At 71.7% G+C, this 18,074-nt stretch carries 16 protein-coding genes; 6 read left to right on the top strand and 10 right to left on the bottom strand.

Features of this window, described 5'->3' with window-relative positions; genetic code table 11:
- Position 1: 1 nt before the first annotated feature.
- Positions 2-439, bottom strand: coding sequence for a GNAT family N-acetyltransferase (locus AB0J88_RS26850; protein ID WP_364351111.1), 438 nt, complete (start codon positions 437-439; stop codon positions 2-4).
- A gap of 42 nt (positions 440-481) precedes the next feature.
- Here AB0J88_RS26850 and AB0J88_RS26845 point away from each other — a divergent pair, with 42 nt between their 5' ends.
- Both AB0J88_RS26845 and AB0J88_RS26840 read left to right on the top strand, forming a co-directional pair.
- Positions 482-1,393, top strand: coding sequence for a GNAT family N-acetyltransferase (locus AB0J88_RS26845; protein WP_364351114.1), 912 nt, complete (start codon positions 482-484; stop codon positions 1,391-1,393).
- Positions 1,394-1,482: 89 nt separating this feature from the next.
- Positions 1,483-2,571: a hypothetical protein gene (locus tag AB0J88_RS26840; protein ID WP_364351117.1), complete on the top strand. Its 1,089-nt coding sequence runs from the start codon at positions 1,483-1,485 to the stop codon at positions 2,569-2,571.
- On the opposite strand, the gene AB0J88_RS26835 is transcribed toward AB0J88_RS26840, so the two are convergent.
- From AB0J88_RS26835 to AB0J88_RS26805, 7 genes are all read right to left on the bottom strand, one after another.
- Complete coding sequence (locus AB0J88_RS26835; protein WP_364351120.1) at positions 2,561-3,505, bottom strand: DUF2332 domain-containing protein; 945 nt, start codon at positions 3,503-3,505, stop codon at positions 2,561-2,563. The genes AB0J88_RS26840 and AB0J88_RS26835 overlap by 11 nt on opposite strands.
- Before the next feature lie 19 nt (positions 3,506-3,524).
- Complete coding sequence (locus AB0J88_RS26830) at positions 3,525-4,682, bottom strand: glycosyl hydrolase (RefSeq protein WP_364351123.1); 1,158 nt, start codon at positions 4,680-4,682, stop codon at positions 3,525-3,527.
- A gap of 70 nt (positions 4,683-4,752) precedes the next feature.
- A complete protein-coding gene (locus AB0J88_RS26825; protein ID WP_364351126.1) occupies positions 4,753-5,562 on the bottom strand; it encodes a carbohydrate ABC transporter permease in 810 nt (269 codons plus the stop codon).
- Complete coding sequence (locus tag AB0J88_RS26820) at positions 5,559-6,473, bottom strand: sugar ABC transporter permease (protein ID WP_364351129.1); 915 nt, start codon at positions 6,471-6,473, stop codon at positions 5,559-5,561. The genes AB0J88_RS26825 and AB0J88_RS26820 overlap by 4 nt, the downstream gene beginning before the upstream one ends.
- Positions 6,474-6,475: 2 nt before the next feature.
- Positions 6,476-7,891 carry an N-acetylglucosamine/diacetylchitobiose ABC transporter substrate-binding protein gene (gene ngcE / locus AB0J88_RS26815; protein WP_364351132.1) on the bottom strand — a complete coding sequence of 472 codons (1,416 nt, stop codon included), beginning with the start codon at positions 7,889-7,891 and terminating at the stop codon, positions 6,476-6,478.
- Between the two features lie 22 nt (positions 7,892-7,913).
- Entirely contained in the window at positions 7,914-8,672 is a 759-nt protein-coding gene (locus AB0J88_RS26810; RefSeq protein ID WP_364351135.1) for an SIS domain-containing protein, read from the bottom strand.
- The gene (locus tag AB0J88_RS26805; RefSeq protein ID WP_364351138.1) at positions 8,669-9,565 is read right to left on the bottom strand and encodes a MurR/RpiR family transcriptional regulator; all 897 of its coding nucleotides are present in this window, start codon (positions 9,563-9,565) and stop codon (positions 8,669-8,671) included. Before AB0J88_RS26805 ends, AB0J88_RS26810 begins: the two co-directional genes overlap by 4 nt.
- A 120-nt stretch (positions 9,566-9,685) precedes the next feature.
- Between AB0J88_RS26805 and AB0J88_RS26800 the strand changes: the two genes are divergently transcribed.
- On the top strand, positions 9,686-10,609 hold the full coding sequence (locus AB0J88_RS26800; RefSeq protein WP_364351141.1) for a BadF/BadG/BcrA/BcrD ATPase family protein: 924 nt from the start codon (positions 9,686-9,688) through the stop codon (positions 10,607-10,609).
- Here the strand turns inward: AB0J88_RS26800 and AB0J88_RS26795 are convergent.
- Positions 10,565-13,018, bottom strand: coding sequence for an FAD-dependent oxidoreductase (locus AB0J88_RS26795; protein WP_364351144.1), 2,454 nt, complete (start codon positions 13,016-13,018; stop codon positions 10,565-10,567). The genes AB0J88_RS26800 and AB0J88_RS26795 overlap by 45 nt on opposite strands.
- Positions 13,019-13,079: 61 nt before the next feature.
- On the opposite strand from AB0J88_RS26795, the gene AB0J88_RS26790 reads away from it, so the two are divergent.
- Positions 13,080-13,880, top strand: coding sequence for a TrmH family RNA methyltransferase (locus AB0J88_RS26790; protein ID WP_364351147.1), 801 nt, complete (start codon positions 13,080-13,082; stop codon positions 13,878-13,880).
- On the opposite strand, the gene AB0J88_RS26785 is transcribed toward AB0J88_RS26790, so the two are convergent.
- Positions 13,877-14,629 (bottom strand): class I SAM-dependent methyltransferase, encoded by a 753-nt coding sequence (locus tag AB0J88_RS26785; protein ID WP_364351150.1) that lies wholly within the window; start codon positions 14,627-14,629, stop codon positions 13,877-13,879. The two genes, AB0J88_RS26790 and AB0J88_RS26785, sit on opposite strands and share 4 nt — an antisense overlap.
- 83 nt (positions 14,630-14,712) lie before the next feature.
- Here AB0J88_RS26785 and AB0J88_RS26780 point away from each other — a divergent pair, with 83 nt between their 5' ends.
- Complete coding sequence (locus AB0J88_RS26780) at positions 14,713-16,107, top strand: sigma 54-interacting transcriptional regulator (protein ID WP_364351153.1); 1,395 nt, start codon at positions 14,713-14,715, stop codon at positions 16,105-16,107.
- Positions 16,104-18,056, top strand: coding sequence for a VWA domain-containing protein (locus AB0J88_RS26775; protein ID WP_364351156.1), 1,953 nt, complete (start codon positions 16,104-16,106; stop codon positions 18,054-18,056). The genes AB0J88_RS26780 and AB0J88_RS26775 overlap by 4 nt, the downstream gene beginning before the upstream one ends.
- Positions 18,057-18,074: the final 18 nt, after the last annotated feature.

Genomic DNA, 18,074 nt, shown 5'->3' with positions numbered 1-18,074 from the left:
CCTATTTCGGCCTGCGGGCCACCACCTCGTCGTCCTCGAGCTCGCCGGACTCGACGAAGCCCAGGCTGGCGTACAGGGCGCGGGCCGCGGTGTTGTCCGGCTGGTAGGAGAGGGCGAAGCTGGGCGCGTCGATCTCGGCCAGGGCCGCGCTGACCGCCGCCCGTCCGTAACCCCGGCCCTGGTGCGCGGCGTCCACCGTGATGCCGCCGAGCCAGGCCGCGCCGTCCTCGGGGTCGATCGCCCACATCAGGAAACCGACGACGCCACCGTCCGTGGTGGTGACGGCCAGCGGCCGCCAACCGACCGGGCTGTAGTGGCACAGCGCGAGGTAGTAGGCCGGCTCGGCGACCCAGGCACGCTGAGGCTCGGTGACGGTGAGTCCGGCGACCGCGCGCCAGTTGTCGGCGTCGACCGGGCGGAGGGTTACGGAGATGTCCATGGCATCAGTAAATCTGTTTGCGCCGCCTGTTAGACAAGTGGCATGACGACCGTCCGCCCCGGCACCCCTGACGACGCGGGTCCGCTGCTCGCCATCCGCGCCCAGGTCTTCCCTTGGCAGGTCAACACCGTCGCCGGGCTGCGGCACGGCTGGGCGCTGTCCGCCCGCAACGCCAAGGGCGCGTTGTTCGCCGTCGACGACGAGCAGGGCCTGGCCGGTTTCGCCCGGGCCGACCTCAACATCTGGACCTCCGAAGAGGGCGCGGCCGGCACCGCGGTCATCGTCCGGCCCGACGCCCGCGGCCGGGGGATCGGCACCGCGCTGCTGGCCGCGGCCGAGGCGCACCTGCGCTCGATCGGCGGGCGCAAGGTGGTCGGTTACGCCGTCGACGAGCCCGACACGCTGCGGTTCGTCGAGAAGCACGGCTACACGCTCAACCACGAGGCCCGCTACCAGCGGCTGCTGCTCGCCGACCTGCCGCCGGCACCCCCGCTCCCGTCTGGTGTCACGACCGCCAGCTTCGCCGAGGTCGGTCCGGAGGCGGTGTTCGCCGTCGACAGCGAGGCCATGCTCGACGAGCCCTCGGACACGCCGTTCGACAAGGTCGAATACGACGACTGGTTCGCGGACATCTGGCACGACCCCAACGTCGACCGAGACCTGAGCCAGGTCGTGCTGGTCGACGGCGACCCGGCGACCATGACCTACCTCTACGCCGACCGGGAGTCGGGACGCTTCATGTCGACCGGCACCGGGACCCGGCGGGCGTATCGCGGCCGGGGCCTCGCCAAGATTGCCAAATCGGTCGCATTCCGGGCAGCACGGGACGCCGGGTTCATCGCGGGATACACCGGCAACGACGAGGTCAACAAGCCGATGCTGGCGATCAACGAGTGGCTCGGCTACCAGCCGATCGGCGCCGAGCGCTCGGCGGTGAAGACGCTCGCAGAGTAACCCGGGCCTGGCGATGCCGGCCCGGATCCGGTGTTCGCGCCGGACGGCCTGGCGATCTTCCTACCGTGGAGAACGGGGGGAGATCGGCCATGCTTCGTACTGCCTTGTCCCTCGCGCTCCTGGCACCAGCGCTGCCCTTCGCGGCGGCGCCCGCCGCGGCCCAGCCCGACGCCAGCCAGGTGGACGTGGCCATGACCAGCGAGGGAAGCCGGGAAGCCGAGTATCGCGTCGTGGTGCGCAACCGCACCGAGGCGCCCACTGACCTGACGGTCCGGCAGAGCGTGCCGGACGGTGCCCGTGTGACGGCCACGAGCCCGGCACCCGGGCCGGGCGGTTCGCCCGGTCCGGGGTCGCCGAGCGAGCTCGCCTGGCCTGTCCATCTAGGACCGTTCGAGAGCACGACGTTGACGACCACGTTCACACCTGAACGCCGTGCCTCGATCTCCGGAGCGGCGTGCGCCTACGTCGGCCTGGCCGGCCAGCCGGTCGACTGCTCGGCGTCGGTCTGGACGCCCGCCGACGTCGGCCCGACCGCGAGCCAGGAGAACCGGTGGCAGCTCTGGTGGCTGCCGGCCCTCGCCACGCTGCTGGTGGCCGCATCCGTCCTGTTCGCCCGGTACGGGTGGCCACGCGCCGCACGGCGGATCGCGGCGCTGAGCGACAAGGGCCGGGCCGGCGTCGCCGTGCTGACCGCGATCGTCCTGCTGGTCGGGCTCTCCGTGCTGGTGGCGGCGTTGGCCGTGCCGAGACTGGCGTCCACGGCCGCGGGAGCGCAACGCACACCCCCCTCCGGCTGGCTGGGACCGGTGGTCACCGGCTCGCTGGGCACACCGTTGCGGGAGAGCACGTTCGAGTTCACCGCGTACAACTTCAGCTGCGCACCGGCGGGTGGCGGGCAGCGGTGTACCGCTGTGGTCGGCATGACCAACCACAGCGCGGCGCCGGAGCACTGGCACCCACACTTGCAACGGCTCGCCTTCGGCATCGACCAGTCCGTGTCGACCGACGAGATGGCGACCCGGGCGGCCAACGGTGGCCGTGACGTGTTCGACGCGCCGGTGGTGCCCGGACACCGTTTGCTGGCCCAGGTCTCCTGGTCGCTGCCGGCCGGCGTCGACCCGACCACGCTGGAACTGCACAGCGGTGCGTTCGCCCAGGGGGTACGGGTCAGGGTGTGACCCCGAACCAGGTCATCGCCTGGCCGTGCCCGCGCGCGTACGCCAACGGCGTGCCGTCCAGGGTGAGCACGTTGTGGAAGCCGGGCTCCGGCGGCGCGGGCAGGTCGTCGAGGCCGAGCACGTCCGGCGACTCCAGCGACACCCAGTGGCCGGGCAGCCCGCGCACCACCTCCACGAACGCGTCCCGGCGCTGCTGGGGCACCTGGTAGAGCACCGAGGTGTGGAAGACCACCAGTGTCGCCTCGGCCGGCGCCTGGGCGGCCAGCGCGGGCAGGTCGTCGACCAGGTCGCCGCTGATCAGCAGTGGCGGGTCGGCGGCGGCCACCGCGGCCGCCGCGCGCAGCCGGTCGCGGCGGTGCTGGTGCTCCGGCCAGATCAGCGCGTCGAGCCAGGCCACGTCGGCGGGCTCGCGCACGTCGAGGGGGTTGAGGTCGAGGCCGGCGCGCCACACGACCTCGGGAAGCGCGCTCGGCGGAGTCAGGCCGGTGGCTTCGCATTCCAGCAGCGGGTCGCCGGAGCCGACGACGTGGTCGCCGTAGCGGTACGCGTACCTGTCCGGGTAGAGGCCGAGGCCGGCCGACGCTCCGACCTCGAGCAGCGCGAGCGGCTGCGGCAGCGCCGCCAGCACGGGCAGCAGGACGGCGCACCGGCCGGCCTCGTTCGTCTGCGTCGCCCGCGACCGCATCAGCGCCTCGATCGTCGGCCAGTTCGCCAGCGCGTACGCCCGGAAGGTGTCCGGCTCCTCGACGGGGCCACCGAGCCAGCGCACCACGCCGAAGAGCAGGTTGGGCTGGCGCTTGGGCTCGGGTAGCCGGTCGAGCAGCGCGAGCAGCTCGTCGTCCGCGGAGACCGCGTAAGCCAGCCGTTCGTAGGCGGGTGAGACGCCGTGCGCCTCACCCGCCGCGAACTTCGCGTACACCGTGGCAGTCGTCATGACCACCATGATCGCGCATTTAGCAGGCGCCGAGGTCCCGCCATTGCGCGGTCCAGCCTGGCTCGGAGCCCTGCGTCCACCAGTTGGCCTGCCAGAGGTGCGGCTGGCCCTGTCGGTTCGGATGCTTCACCCGCTGGCCCTCGAGGTAGACCGTGCCCCAGTTCCACGCGGGCGCGCCGGAGCAGTTGACCGGGTTCTGCGTCGGCGGGTTCGTCGGGTTCTGCGTGGGCGGGTTGGTGGGGTTCTGGGTCGGCGGGTTGGTCGGGCAGTTGCCGTTGCCGACCGTGTCGGTGTGCGTGGTGCCGGCCGAGCGCAGCCCGGACACCCGCGTGGCGACCTGTGCCGGCGTCAGCGCCTCGCTGCCCGCGTAGTAGAGCCAGTCGACCTGCTGGTTGTAGACCGCTCGGCCGCCCGTGTGCGTGACCAGGTCGATGAACCACAGGTTGAAGTTGATCGACATGTTGGTCTCGGGGTAGTACTGGTCGCCGTGGTCGGCCACCTGCACGCCGTCGACGTAGTACTTGACCCGCCCGGCGGACACGTTGAACTGCAGGTTGTGCCAGCCGTTGAAGCTCTGCCGCTGCTCGGTGTGGGTGTTGACGGCCTGCCAGGGCTCGTTCTGGTACGTCTCCCAGGTGGTCTGGTAGAAGATCGGGCCCTGCTCGCCCCACCCGCCGTTGGGCAGGTACTCGAAGTCGATCTCGCCGTAGTTCGGGTCGAGCGGCCGGTCCAGCGGGGTAATGGTGAAGAACGTCTCCACCAGGTGGTCGCCGTCGTTGCCCGACACCGGTGCGTCGGCGAACTTCACGCGGGCCGCGTACGTGCCCTCGAAGAACTTGCGCTGGTGGAGCATCTCGGCGTGCGAGGTGCCGCCGGCCGTGCCGTCGGTGGCCGCGGCGAGTTGGAGCACCTTCTGGCCGTCGACGGTGGGGAAGGTGACGTTGGACGCGGGCCAGGACGCGCCGGGCACGCCGGGGCCGCCGGCATTGGTGCGGACGGTCCAGTTGCGCGCGGCGATCGCCGGGTCGCTCGACGACGAGTAGGTGAAGTCGTCGAACAGCGCGCCGCACGGTGCGGCCGCGGCGGGACCGGCCGCGCTGACGGCGGCGATGCCGGCGACCGCGGCGAGTAACGCGGCGGATGCCGCGCCACCCAGCAGTTTGGGGATGCGGGACATGAGCTTCCTCCTCAAAGGACAGAAGCGAACAAGGGGGAGCGCGCGACGGTGCGCGGTTGAGCCGGGGCGATTACCGGACCGCCCCCGCGGTCAGGCCGGATCTGATGTGGCGTTGGAAGATGACGTAGGCGGCCAGCACCGGCAGCATCGCGATCGTGAGGCCGGCGAACAGGCCGCTCCAGTCGGAGCGGTAGCCCTGGCTCACCGACAGAGCGGCGAGCCCCTGGGCCAGGACGTAGCGGTCCGGGTCGGGGTTGAGCACCAGCGGCAGCAGGTACTGGTTCCACAGACCCAGGAAGTTGAAGATGGCGACGGTGACCAGCCCGGGACGGGCCAGCGGGAGCATGATCCGGAAGAACACGCCCCAGTGCGAGCAGCCGTCCAGGAACGCGGCCTCGGCGAGCGCCGTGGGCAGCGTGCGGAAGAACGCGTGCAGGAAGAAGATGGTGAACGGCAGCGCGTACGCGGTGTAGACCAGGATCAGCCCCGGGTACGTGCCGAGCAGGCCGAGCTGCTTGACCACGAAGAACAGCGGCACGAGGGCCAGGAACACCGGGAAGAGCATGCCCGCGACGAAGCCGAAGTAGACCAGCCTGTTGCCGCGGAACGGGTAGCGGGCCAGGGCGTACGCGGTCGTGGCACCGAACAGCATCGTCAGCAGCAGCGCACCGCCGACCACGAGCGCGCTGTTGCCGAAATACCTGCCGATCTCCGCCTGGTTCCAGGCCCGAGACCAGTTGTCGAACTGCGGCGTCGACGGAAGCGACCAGGGCGAGGTGAGGATCTCCCGGTCGGTCTTGAGCGAGCTGACCACCGCCCACAGCAACGGCAGCGTGACCACCGCCGCCCAGGCGACCAAAAAGGCGTGCGCCCGTTTCATGCCAGCTCCACCCGTTCGCGCCGGCCCGCCCGCATCGCCAGCACGGCCAGCGTGAGGGTCAGGAAGAACAGCGTCACGCCCATCGCGGCCGCGTAGCCGAACTTGGAGAACGTGAACGCGTTGCGGTAGAGCCCCAGACCCATCACCTCGGTGGCGTTGTCGGGGCCGCCGGGTCCGACGGTCATCACCTGCACGACAGCGAACCCGTCGAGCGCCAGCACACCGAGGTAGACGAAGGCCACCTGCACGCTGTCGCGCAGCAGCGGCAGCACGATCCGCCACAGGGTGGCCAGCTTGCCCGCGCCGTCCAGCACCGCGGCCTCGATGATCTCCGTCGGTATCGCCGCCATGGCGGCCGCGAACAGCACCATGTAGAAACCGACCGACGACCAGACCAGCACGGCCATCACCGCCCACAGCGCGAGCTGTGGGTCGCCGAGCCAGGTGCGGGCCAGGCCGTCCAGCCCGATGCCCCGCAGCAGGCCGTTGAGCAGGCCGTCGTTGGGGTGGTACACGAACTGCCAGAGCAGCGCGATGATGGGCAACGACAACAGCTGTGGGAAGAAGTACGCGGTCTGGTACGTCGAGGCGCCACGGATCGCCGACCCGCGGCGCCCGCCGAACGTGACCAGGACCGCCAGCAGCAGCCCGAGCGCGATGGTGACCACCGGCACGACGAGGAGCATCAACCCGTTGTTGCGCAACGCCGCCAGGAACAGCGGGTCGCCGAACAGGCGGGTGAAGTTGTCGAGACCGACGAAGTTCACCTGGCCGGACACGCCGGTCCAGTCGGTCAGCGACAGGTAGAACGCCTGCGCGTACGGGGAGAGCACGAACACCGCGTACAACGCCAGCGCGGGAAGGATCGCGCCCGCGAGGAAGCGGTATCGGCCATGCCGGTCCTGGGCCATCGCTACCGCTGGTACTTCTTGACCGCGGTGTCGGTGGCGACGGCGTCGGCCGCCTTCTGCACCCGGTCGGACCACTGGGCCGGCGTGATCCGCTTGGTGGCGAGCTCGCCGGTGGCGTCGTCGACGGCCTTGGCCAGCGGCGCGTACCAGGTCCGGAACCGGTAGGTGAAGGTGTTGGGACCGGCCGCGTCGACCGCCGTCTTCACCGAGCCGAGCCCGCTGCTCAGGGTCAGCCCCTCCAGCGCACCGGCCACGCTCGGCATCGTGCTGTTGAGCTCGGCGAAGCGCTTGGCCGCGGTGGTGGAGAACAGGATGCGCAGGAACTCCAGGCCGCCTCGTGGGTTCTTGGCCTTGGCCGGCACGATGAACGACTCGCTGCTGGCCGCCTGCAGCGCGGTCTGCGGCAGCTTGTCACTCCCCGAGAGCGCCGGCGCCGGAGCCATCGCCATGTCGAAGCCGTCGGGCGTGATGCCCTTCTGCTCGGCCTCCAGCCATGATCCACAAGGGATGATCGCGACCTGGCTCTGCGACCACGCCGCCTGCGCCTCGGTGTGCGAGAGCGCCTCGCTGCCCGACAGGATGTAGCCCTTGCCGGCCAGCTCGGCGATCGCGGTCGCGGCGTCGACGAGGCCCTGCTGCTTCCAGGCGTTGGGCTCGAGGTTGTCGACCGCTTTCACCAGGTCGGGGCCGCCGGCCTTGGCCGCCATCGCGAGCAACGGGTCGTTGAGGTATTCCGGGTACTTCCCCTGGTAGGTCCACGGGGCGACGCCGGCCTTCTTGATCTGCTCGCAGAGCGCCAGCATCGCGTCCCAGGTGGTCGGGAACGTCCAGCCGTTCTTGGCGAACAGGGGCTTCGAATACCAGAGACCCCAGACGGTGTACGTGAAGTTGAGCGTCTGCACCTTGTCGTCGAACGTGCCGTCGTCGACCACGCCGGGCAGCAACGTGTCGCGGACCTTCTTGGCCGGGTCGTCGAGCGAGGGCGCGTCGAGCAGGTCGGCCAGGTCGCTCAGCTTGCCGGCCCCGACCAGGGTGGCCAGGTCGAGCCGGCCGGCGCCGGTGTTGTCGACGACGTCGGGCGGGGTGTCGGCCACGAACCTCGGCTGCAGCGCCTCACCGACCTTCTGGATGCCCTTGTGGTCGACCGTCGCGCCGGGGTAGCGCTGCTTGTAGAGCGACTCCGCGTTCACCGCGTACTCGTCGCCGTAGCCGCCCTTGAAGATGACCACCTCGATCGGCGTCTTGTCGGGCACGCCGAGCGGGTTCTCGGCCGTCTTCGCGCCCGAAGCGGCCTCGGTGGTGCCGTCGTCGCCGCCCGTGACGCAGCCGCCGAGCACCGGCAGGGCCGCGCCGGCCACCGCCGCACCGAGCACCGCCCGCCGGGTCGGGTAACGTCTGGGCTGGGAAGAGGGGTTCATTAGCGTGTCCTCACCTTCCTGGTTAAGAGGCGGTACGCCGGATGCGCCCGGCGTACCGCGCTTCAAGCTGTCGGTTGTGGTCGTCGCCGCCGGGCACGTTGTACGAGATGTAGATCGGTGGTGTCTCGCCCGCCGCGACGATCCGGGCAACCACCTCGCACACGAGTTGTTGCGCGAGCAGGGCGCCGGTGACGGAGGAGATCGCGCCGGTCTTCGCCTGGGTGTCGCCTATCTGGATCGTGGCGTCGCCGTATGGCGCGCAGTTGTCGAGCACCACGTCGGCCAGGTCGGCCAGCCGTGCCCCGGACGGGTGCTTCGGCTCCACGGCCAGGGTGTGCGCCAGCGACGTGACCGCGATCAGGCCGTGCCCGTTCTCCTTGGCGAGCCGGGCGAGCTCGACCACCACGCCGTTGACGCCGGAGTTCGAGGCGATCACGAAGACGTCGTCGGGCTTGACCGGTGCCAGCTCGTAGAGCCGCCGGGCCACCGTGGGATCGCGCTCCAGGAACGGGTCGTTCAGCACGCCGGGGTCGGCGCCGCCGAACAGCACCAGGTCGCGCAGCGCGATCTTGTTGCTGGGCACCAGACCGCCGGCCCGCCCGGCGATCTCCATCGCCAGCGCCTCGGAATGGCCGGCGCCGAACGCCTGCACCACGCCACCGGCGCGCAGCGACGCGGTCACCAGGTCGGCGGCTCGGCGCACCGCGTCGCCCTGGGTTGTCGCGACCTGGTCGATCGCGGCCGTGACGGCCGCGAGATAGCTTTCGGCGCCGATCGTCATGATCCCTCCGGTGTTCTGGTGCGCTTGCGGGGCAGGCGGTGCGCGTCGACCGCGCGGGCGGTCACCTCGAACGCCTCGGTGGTGCGTTCGTAGGTGCGCTGCGCGACGGCGACGTAGATCAGGTCGAGCACGAGCAGCTGGCTGTGCAGGGCGGACAGGGCCGCGAGCCGGAACGTGGTCTCCTGCACTGCCGTGGTCATCACCACGTCGGCCACCTCGGACAGCGGCGAACGCGGGAACGACGTGATGGCCACGGTCAACGCGCCGTGGTCGGCGGCCTCGCTGAGCACCTCGATCACCTCCCGGGTCCGGCCGCTGTGCGACAGCCCGATCGCGACGTCGCCCGGCCCGAGCAGCGCCGCGTTGGTCAGGGCGGTGTGCGGGTCGGATCGGTGCCAGCAGGGCACCCGGATGCGCTCCAGCCGGAACGCCATCTCGCGGGCGGCGTTGCCGGAGCTGCCCAGGCCGAACAGCTCGACCCGCTGCGCCGTCGCGACCGCCGCCGACACCCGCTCGACCGCGGCCAGGTCGACCTGGCCCGCGGTGTCCTGGATGGCCCGGGCGTCGGCGCTGGCGACCACCTCGAGCACCCGGTCGAGCGGTGCGTCGGGGGTGATCTCGTGGTCGATGTCGGTGTCCCAGCGGGCCTGGGCGGCCCGGCCAGTCTCGGTGGCGACCGCTACGCGGAGCTCCGCGTAGCCGCGGTAGCCGAACAACCGGCAGAACCGGGTGATCGTCGCGGTCGACGTGCCGGCACGCTCGGCGAGGTCGACGATCGTCGTGCGCGCCGTCTCCTCGGGTTCGCCGAGGAGCTGCTCGGCGACCCGCTGGAGGGCGTCGGGGAGCGTCGGCAGCTCGGTGCGCACCCGGCCCAGCAGCCCGGTCTCGGCCATGCGGTCATTCCTTTCGCTGTTGCTCGGTGATGAACAAAATTATTGTCGTGGTGCCCCTCGCGTCAAGATGTTTGACATAGACTCTTGTCTTGACGGTGCGGGTCGCGCAGCATGTGTCTCGTGACGTTGGTGATCGGCGGGGACTGCGGCGGCACCAGCACCCGTGTCGTCGTGACCACACTGGACGGTGCGGTCGTCGGCCGGGGGCATGGCGGGCCGGGCAACCCGGTCGCGCGCCCACCGGCCGAGACGGCGGCTGCGCTCGTCGGCGCTGTCCGCGAGGCGATGGGCGACCTCGACCCGGCCCGGGTGGTCGGTGCGGTGGTCGGCGTGGCCGGCTACAGCCGGTTGACGACCGCTTCGGGTGCGGCGGCCTACGCGTCCGCGTGGTCGACCACGGGCGTGCCCGTGCCGTTGCGCACGGTCGGCGACGCCGTGGTGGCCTACGCCTCGGGTGCGCGCGACGCGCCGTCCGGGTCGGTGCTGATCGCGGGCACTGGCGCCATCGCCTGCGAGATCGTCGACTGGACCGTCGGCCGGCGCGTCGACGGCATCGGCTGGCTGCTCGGCGACGAGGGCTCGGGCTTCTGGTTCGGCGTGGCCGCGGCCCGGCACACGGCACTCGCGCTGCACGCCGGCACGGGCGGCGCACTGGTCTCGGCGGTGCACGCCGCGGTGGGCGGGGCCGGCCCGGAGGGCTTCGTCAGCTCGTTCTACGCCCTGGCCCGCGACAAGATGGCGGCCCTGGCCCCGCTGGTCTTCGAGGCGGTCCGGCTCGGCGACCCGACCGCTGGGGCGATCCTGGCGTCCGGCGCCGACCGCCTGACGGCGACGCTGCTCGCGCTGCCACCCGGCGACGGCCCGATCGTGCTGGCCGGCGGCCTCCTGACCGCCGTGCCCGAGCTCCGCGCCGCGGTCGAGTCGCGGCTCCACGAGGCCACCGGCCGCACCGCCGTCCTTGCCGGCGACGCCGCGGAGGCCGCCGCCCGACTGGCGGTCCTACAGGTGGATGCGGGCGTTCTTCGGGTCGTAGAGGGGGCGTAGCGAGCAGCGGGCCGGGGCGGGGCGGTCGGCGACCTCGACGGTCCAGTCGCCGCTGTCCAGCCAGGCCTGGTCCAGGGCCTTCCCGTCGGCGCGGTCCAGCATCGCCAGGCCGACCGCGCCACCCAGCGTGAAGCCGTAGGAAGCGGCCCGGATGTAACCCACCGGCATGCCGTCGCGGCGGACGACCTCGCCATGGAACATCAGCGGCTCCGGGTCGGTCAGCAGGACCTGGACCAGGCGGCGGCTCAGGGGGCCGGCGGCCTTGCGGGCCAGCACCGCGTCGCGGCCGACGAAACCGCCGGGCTTGTCCAGCGCGACCGCGAAGCCGAGGCCGGCCTCCAGCACCGAGTCGGTGTTGTCGATGTCGTGGCCGTAGTCCCGGTAGCCCTTCTCCATCCGCAGGCTGGACAATGCCTTCAGTCCCGCGTGCCGCAACCCGACGGCGGCACCGGCCGCGGTCAGCCGGTCGTACACGTGGATCGCCTGCTCCGCCGGGATGTAGAGCTCGTAGCCGAGCTCGCCCAGGTAGGTGATCCGGACGCAGAGCACCCGGGCGAAGCCGAGGTCGATCTCGCGGGCGGTGCGGAACGGGAACGCCTCGTTGGACAGATCGGCGCTGGTCACGGACTGAAGCAGCGCGCGCGACCGCGGACCCTGGATGTTGAGCTGCGCGTAGCCGCCGGTGACGTCGGTGACGTGCGCGCGCTTCGAACTGAACGAACGTTCCATCATTTTGAGGGCGTGGCGATGCGCCGTGTCCGAGGCCACCACCCAGAACCGGTCGTCCGCCAGCTTCGTGACGGTGAGGTCGGCCTCGAGCGTGCCGCCCTCGTTGAGCCACTGGGTGTATGTGATTCGGCCTACCTCGCCGTCGACCGCGCCCGCGGACAGGTGGTCGAGTGCGGCGCCTGCCTCGTCGCCCTGCACCAGATATTTGGACATGAACGACATGTCCATCAGGATCACGCCCTCGCGGGCGGCGCGGTGCTCCGCTTCCCAGTAGGGGAACCAGTTCTGCCGGCCCCAGGACAGGCGTTCCACCTCCGGGCGCACGCCTTCCGGGGCGTACCAGTCGGCGCCTTCCCAACCGCTCACGTCGCGGAAGTAGGCGCGCTGCGCGACCAACCTCTCGTGGACGGGGGAGAGCTTCGCGCCCCGCGCGGTCTTCATCGACAGGCCCGGGAAATGGGTGGCGTAGACCTTGCCCAACGACTCGACGGTACGGGTCGCGCGATAGTCCGGTGTGGACTGGTAAGGCTCCAACCGGTCGATGTTCATCCCGGTCACGTCGATGTCGGGCCGCCCGTCGACGATCCACTGGGCCATGGCCCGGCCGATCCCGCCACCGGTCAGGATGCCGATCGAGTTGAGGCCGGCGGCGACGAAGTAGTTGCGCAGCTCCGGCGCCTCGCCGAAGACCGGCGAGAGGTCCGGGGTGAACGACTCCGGGCCGCAGAAGAACGTGCGCACGCCGACCTCGCCGGTGATCGGCACGCGGGCCATCGCCTTCTCCAGGTACGGCGCCATCCGGTCCCAGTCGGGCGGGATCGTGCCGAACGAGAACGCCTCCGGGACGCGGTCGACGTGCCAGGGCGCGCACTCCGCCTCGAAGAGGCCGACCATCAGGCCCGCGCCCTCCTCGCGGTAGTAGCCGTAGGACGACGGGTCCTCCAGCACCGGCAGGTCGCCGGACACGCCGTCGATCGGCTCGGTGATCAGGTAGTAGTGCTCGGCGGCCTGCAACGGGATGCTCACCCCGGCCTGCTCGCCGAGCTGGCGCGCCCACATGCCGGCGCAGTTGACGACGTACTCGGCCTCGATGTCGCCCTGCGGTGTGCGTACACCGGTCACGGTCCTGCCCTGGCGCAGCACGCCGGTGACCGGGACGCCCTCGATGATGGTCGCGCCGCGCAGCCGTGCGCCCTTGGCCAGGGCCATCGTCACGTCCACGGGGTTGGCCCGGCCGTCGTCGGCGACGTAGAACCCGGCCAGCAGGTCGTCGGTCCTGGCGAGCGGGAACAGTTCCTTGACCTCGCCGGGGCTGATCTCCTGCACGTCGATGCCGCAGTAGCGGTTGAACGCACTCACGCGGCGATATTCCTCGAGCCGGTCCGCGTCGGCCGCCACCTCGATGAAGCCGACCTGCTTGAGCCCGGTCGCCTGACCGGTCTCGGCCTCCAGCCGGGCATACAGGTCGCGGGTGTACTTGCGCATCTCGGTCGAGGTCTCGGACAACGAGCCGAAAGTGACCATGAGCCCGGCCGCGTGCCAGGTGGTGCCAGAGGTCAGTTTGTCCCGTTCGAGCAGCACGACGTCGGTCCAGCCGGCCGCGGCCAGGTGGTACGCGACCGACGTGCCGATCACCCCGCCACCGATTACCACGACGCGCGCACGCTGCGGAATACCCACTTCGCCACCTCTCCGAGTCCGACGATGGTAAACACAGCGCCGTGCGGAATGAGGTGGAGCCGTGAAGATCACGACGCGGAACGCGACGTTCCAGCAGTGGCAAGCGCTGTTGACCAACCGGAGCAAGCGGCACCGGGCGGGAGAGTTCCTGGTCCAGGGGGTACGGCCGATCAGCCTCGCGGTCGAGCACGGCTGGGAGCTCCGGCAGTTGATCTTCCCGGCCGGGCGCCGCCTCTCCGAGTGGGCCGCGTCGCTGCTCGACAAGGTTCCCGAGCCGGTCGAGATGGATCCCGAGCTGCTGGCCGAGCTGGGCGAGAAGGAGGAGGCGGAGCTCGTCGCCGTGGTCGGGCTGCCGCCGGACCGGCTGGACCGGCTGGGCCACCACGTCCCGGACCGGGCGGGCGCGCCGCTCTACGTGCTGTTCGACCGGCCGGCCTCGCCGGGCAACCTGGGCACGCTGATCCGGTCGGCCGATGCCTTCGGTGCCGAGGGGCTGATCGTCAGCGGGCACGCGGCCGACCCGTACGACCCGCGGGCGGTGCGGGCCAGCACGGGGTCGATCTTCGCGTTGCCGGTGGTGCGGATGAGCGCGACCGCCGAGGTGCTGGACTGGGCGGCGCCGCTCCGGCTGGTCGGCACCGACGAGCGGGCGACGGTCGACGTCGCCGATGCCGACCTGCGGGGACCCACGCTGCTCCTCGTCGGCAACGAGACGCAGGGGCTGAGCAGCGCGTGGCGGCAGGCGGCCGACGAGATGGTGCGGATCCCGATCGGTGGGGCGGCCTCCTCGCTCAACGCCGCCGCGGCCGCCACGATCGTGCTGTACGAGGCGGCCCGGCAGCGTACCCGCGCGTCTTCCTAGCGGACCCCGACGACCGCGGCGTCGGTGCCGCCGCGCCAGGCCAGGCCGACCTCCGTGAAACCCGCCTTGCGCAGGGTGGCCTCGTGCCAGGTCGCGGGCGGGGTCCAGTCGTTGTGCTCGGCGCTGGAGAAGATCTTCTTGCGCTCCGCGTGCGGCGCCGCCAGGATCTCGTCCCGACTGACCAGTTCCCACCAGGCCGGCCAGGACGTCGCGGCACCAGCGGCGTAGCGCGCGTTGCGGCGCTCGCGCGCCCGGTCGCGCAGGGTCCTGCTGAGCCCGGGCAGCCCTTCGTCGGGCATGTGGTCGGCGTTGATCAGGACGCCGCCGGGCCGGAGCAGGCCGGCGACCTCGGCGTAGAGGGCGGCCAGCCGGTCCTCGTCGAGCCAGTGCAGGGCGGTGGCGCTGAGCACCGCGTCGTAGTCGTCGTGCGGGAGGGCCGAGGTCCAGGCGGGGTCGCGCAGATCGGTGGTGACGATCGCGGTGCGGTCGTCGAGGCTCGCGCGGGCGATGGTCAGCAGCACCGGGTCGATGTCGACCAGGGTGGTGGTGGCGCGCGGGAAGCGGCGCAGGGTCCGCAGCGAGATCGAGCCGGTGCCGCCGGCCAGGTCGAGCACCCGGGGAGCCGGGCCGGCGACGGCCTCGACGATGTCCAGCATCGCGGTGAACCGCTCCTCGCGATCCGGGAGGAACGCCTCCTGCTGGCGGTCCCAGGACTCCTGCCACGCGACCGCGTCAAGGTAAGGACTCATGTTCGTCACACTAGTTACAGGTGCGTATTCGTGTCCACCCTTGTCCATACGCGGCGACACAATCGCGAGATAGCGTCGGTCGGGTGACAGAGAACCTGCCTCGCACGGTCGGGGAGCTGCGGGCCGCCGGCTACACCTATCGGACGGTCAAGGAGGAGCTCCGGGCCAACCTGCTGGAGCGGATGCGCACCAACCAACCCCGTTTCCCCGGGATCGTCGGCTACGACCAGACGGTGCTGCCCGAGGTCGAACGGGCCATTCTGGCCGGTCACGACATGGTGCTGCTGGGCGAGCGCGGCCAGGGCAAGACCCGGCTGATCCGGTCCCTGGTGGACCTGCTCGACGAGTGGACGCCCGTGATCCCCGGCTCCGAGCTCAACGAACACCCGCTGCACCCGCTGACCCCGTCGTCCCGCCGGGCCGCCGAGGAGGCCGGGGACGACGCGCCGGTCGCCTGGCTGCACCGATCGATGCGGTACGGCGAGAAGCTGGCCACACCGGACACCAGCGTCGGTGACCTGGTCGGCGACGTCGACCCGATCCGGGTCGCGCAGGGCCGCACCCTCGGCGACCCCGAGACCATCCACTTCGGACTCGTGCCGCGCACCAACCGCGGCATCTTCGCCGTCAACGAGCTGCCCGACCTGGCCGAGCGGATCCAGGTCAGCCTGCTCAACGTGCTGGAGGAGCGGGACATCCAGATCCGCGGCTACCAGCTCCGGCTGCCGCTCGACGTCCTGCTGGTGGCCAGCGCCAACCCCGAGGACTACACCAACCGCGGGCGGATCATCACGCCGCTCAAGGACCGGTTCGGTGCCGAGATCCGCACGCACTACCCGCTGGAGCTCGACCTCGAGCTCGACCTGGTCCGCCAGGAGGCCGCTCTCGTGGCGGCCGTACCCGATCACGTTCTGGAAGTCGTGGCCCGGTTCGCCCGCGCGGTCCGTGAGTCGCCTTCGGTCGACGCGCGGTCGGGTGTTTCGGCTCGGTTCCCGATCGCGGCGGCCGAGACCGTCGCCGCCGCCGCGCTGCGCCGGTCCGGCCTCCTCGGTGAGTCCGAGGCGGTGGCCCGGATCGGCGACGCCGAGTCCGTGACCAGCACCCTGCGCGGCAAGGTCGAGTTCGAGAGCGGCGAGGAGGGGCGCGAGGTCGAGATCCTCGGCCACCTGCTGCGCACCGCGACCGCCGAGACGTTCCGCGCCCGCCTGGCCGGGCTCGACCTGTCGAGCTTCGTCAACCTCGTCGCCGAGGGCGACATCGTGGAGACCGGCGAGCTCGTGCCGGCCGACGAGATCCTGCGCCAGGTCGGCACCCTGCCCGGGCTGGCGAAGGTGCTCGACCGGCTGGGCCTGGGCGACGCGCCGACCCGGGGCGAGGCCGCTGCCGGAGTCGAGTTCGTGCTCGAAGGACTGCACCTGACCCGGCGGATGTCCAAGGTCAGCGGCGACGGACGCACGATGTACGGCAGCCGCGAATGAAGCGGAACAGGTATGGGGCGTGGTCGGGCGGGCCGGACCCGCTGGCGCCGCCGTACGACGTCCGAGCCGCCGTCGACGACGTCGGCGCCGAGGTGTTGCAGGGCGGCTCGCTCCGGGACGCCCTGCGCAACCTGCTGCGCCGCGGTCCTGATGCTCGGGGTGGCCTCGACGACCTTCAGGCTCGGGCTCGCCGGATGCGGCGGGACGCGATGCGCCGGGGCCAGCTCGACGGGGCGGTGACGCGGGCGCAGCAGCTGCTGGACCAGGCTCTTGCCGCCGAGCGGGAGGCCTTGTCGGCGCGGGACGACGACGCGGCCCGGTTCAACGAGGCGATTCTGGACAACTTGCCCAGGTCGACCGCGCGGGCCGTCGAGGAGCTCTCCGACTACCAGTGGGCCAGCGAAGAGGGTCGGCAGCGCTATCAGGAGATCCTCGACGGGCTCCGGCGCGAGGTGGTCGAGCAGCGGTTCCGTGGCATGCGCGAGTCGCTCCAGGACCCGGCCGCCCAGCAGGCCGTCGCCGAGATGATGCGCGACCTCAACGCGCTGCTCGCCGCGCACGCCCGCGGTGAGGACACGACCGACCAGTTCGCGGAGTTCATGCGCCGGCACGGCGAGTACTTTCCCGAGCAGCCCTCGTCCGTCGACGAGCTGGTCGACGCGTTGGCGCGGCGGGCGGCGGCCGGCGAGCGGCTCATGCGCTCGCTGTCGCCCCAGCAGCGTGACGAGTTGGCGTCGTTGATGCAGCAGGCGCTGGGCAACGGCGACCTGGCCCGCGAGATGGGCGCGCTCAACGACAACCTGCGCGCGCTGCGCCCGGACCTAGCCTGGGACCGCCGGGAGCGGATGCGGGGAGAGGAGCCGCTCGGGTACGGCGACGCGACGGGCGCACTGGAGGAGATCGGCGAGCTGGACGACCTGATCGACCAGCTCGGCCAGGAGCACCCCGGCGCGACCCTGGACGACGTCGACGTGGAGGCCGTCTCGCGCACCTTGGGCCGGGCCGCGGCCGACGACGTGCGCCGGCTCCAGGAGCTGGAGCGGGAGATGCGCCGGCAGGGCTGGGTGACTCGTACCGCCGAAGGGTTGACGTTGTCGCCGAAGGCGCTGCGGCGGCTCGGTGGGACCGCGCTGCGCCGGGTCTTCGCCGACCTGACCGCCGGTCGGCGCGGGCAGCACGACCTGCGTGACGCCGGTGCGGCGGGCGAGGTGACGGGGGCCTCCCGAGCGTGGGAGTACGGCGACGAGCAGCCGTTGGACGTCGTCCGCACCGTGACCCGGGCGGTGGCCCGGCGCGGCGCGGGCGTGCCGGTCGCGCTGGAGGTCGAGGACTTCGAGGTCGTGGAGACCGAGCGGCGGGCCTCGGCGGCCGTCGCCCTCTGCGTCGACCTGTCCTTCTCCATGGTGTCCGAGGGCCGCTGGGGTCCGATGAAGCAGACCGCGCTGGCCCTGTCACACCTCGTCGCGACCCGGTTCCCGCAGGACGCGCTGCAGATCATCGGCTTCGGCCGCTCGGCTGCGCCGCTGTCGCAGGCGGAGCTGGCCGGCATCGAGCCCGACTACGAGCAGGGCACCAACCTGCACGACGCGCTCCGCCAGGCCGGGCGGCATCTGCGCAAGCATCCTGGAGCCGAGCCGGTGGTGCTGGTCGTCACCGACGGCGAGCCGACCGCGCACGTCGACGAGGACGGCTATCCGGTGTTCCGGTGGCCCCCGACCAGGGAGACGATCACCGCGACAGTGCAGGAGGTCGACCGGCTCACCAGGTACGGGGCCACGCTCAACCTGTTCATGCTCGGCGAGGACGCCGGGCTGCGCCGGTTCGTGGACGCGGTGGCCCGGCGCAGCGGTGGCCGGGTGTTCACCCCGTCCTCCGACGACCTCGGCGCGTACGTGGTCTCCGACTACATCCGCGCCCGGCGCGGCCGGCGGGGGAGCCGGGCCGCGTAGCGACTCGGCTCCCCCGCG

Origin of the sequence: Asanoa sp. NPDC049475 (assembly GCF_040676915.1) — a bacterium.
Classification (GTDB): domain Bacteria; phylum Actinomycetota; class Actinomycetes; order Mycobacteriales; family Micromonosporaceae; genus Asanoa.
The sequence above is the reverse complement of the archived record's forward strand: the minus strand, read 5'-3'. Positions and strand labels throughout refer to the sequence as shown.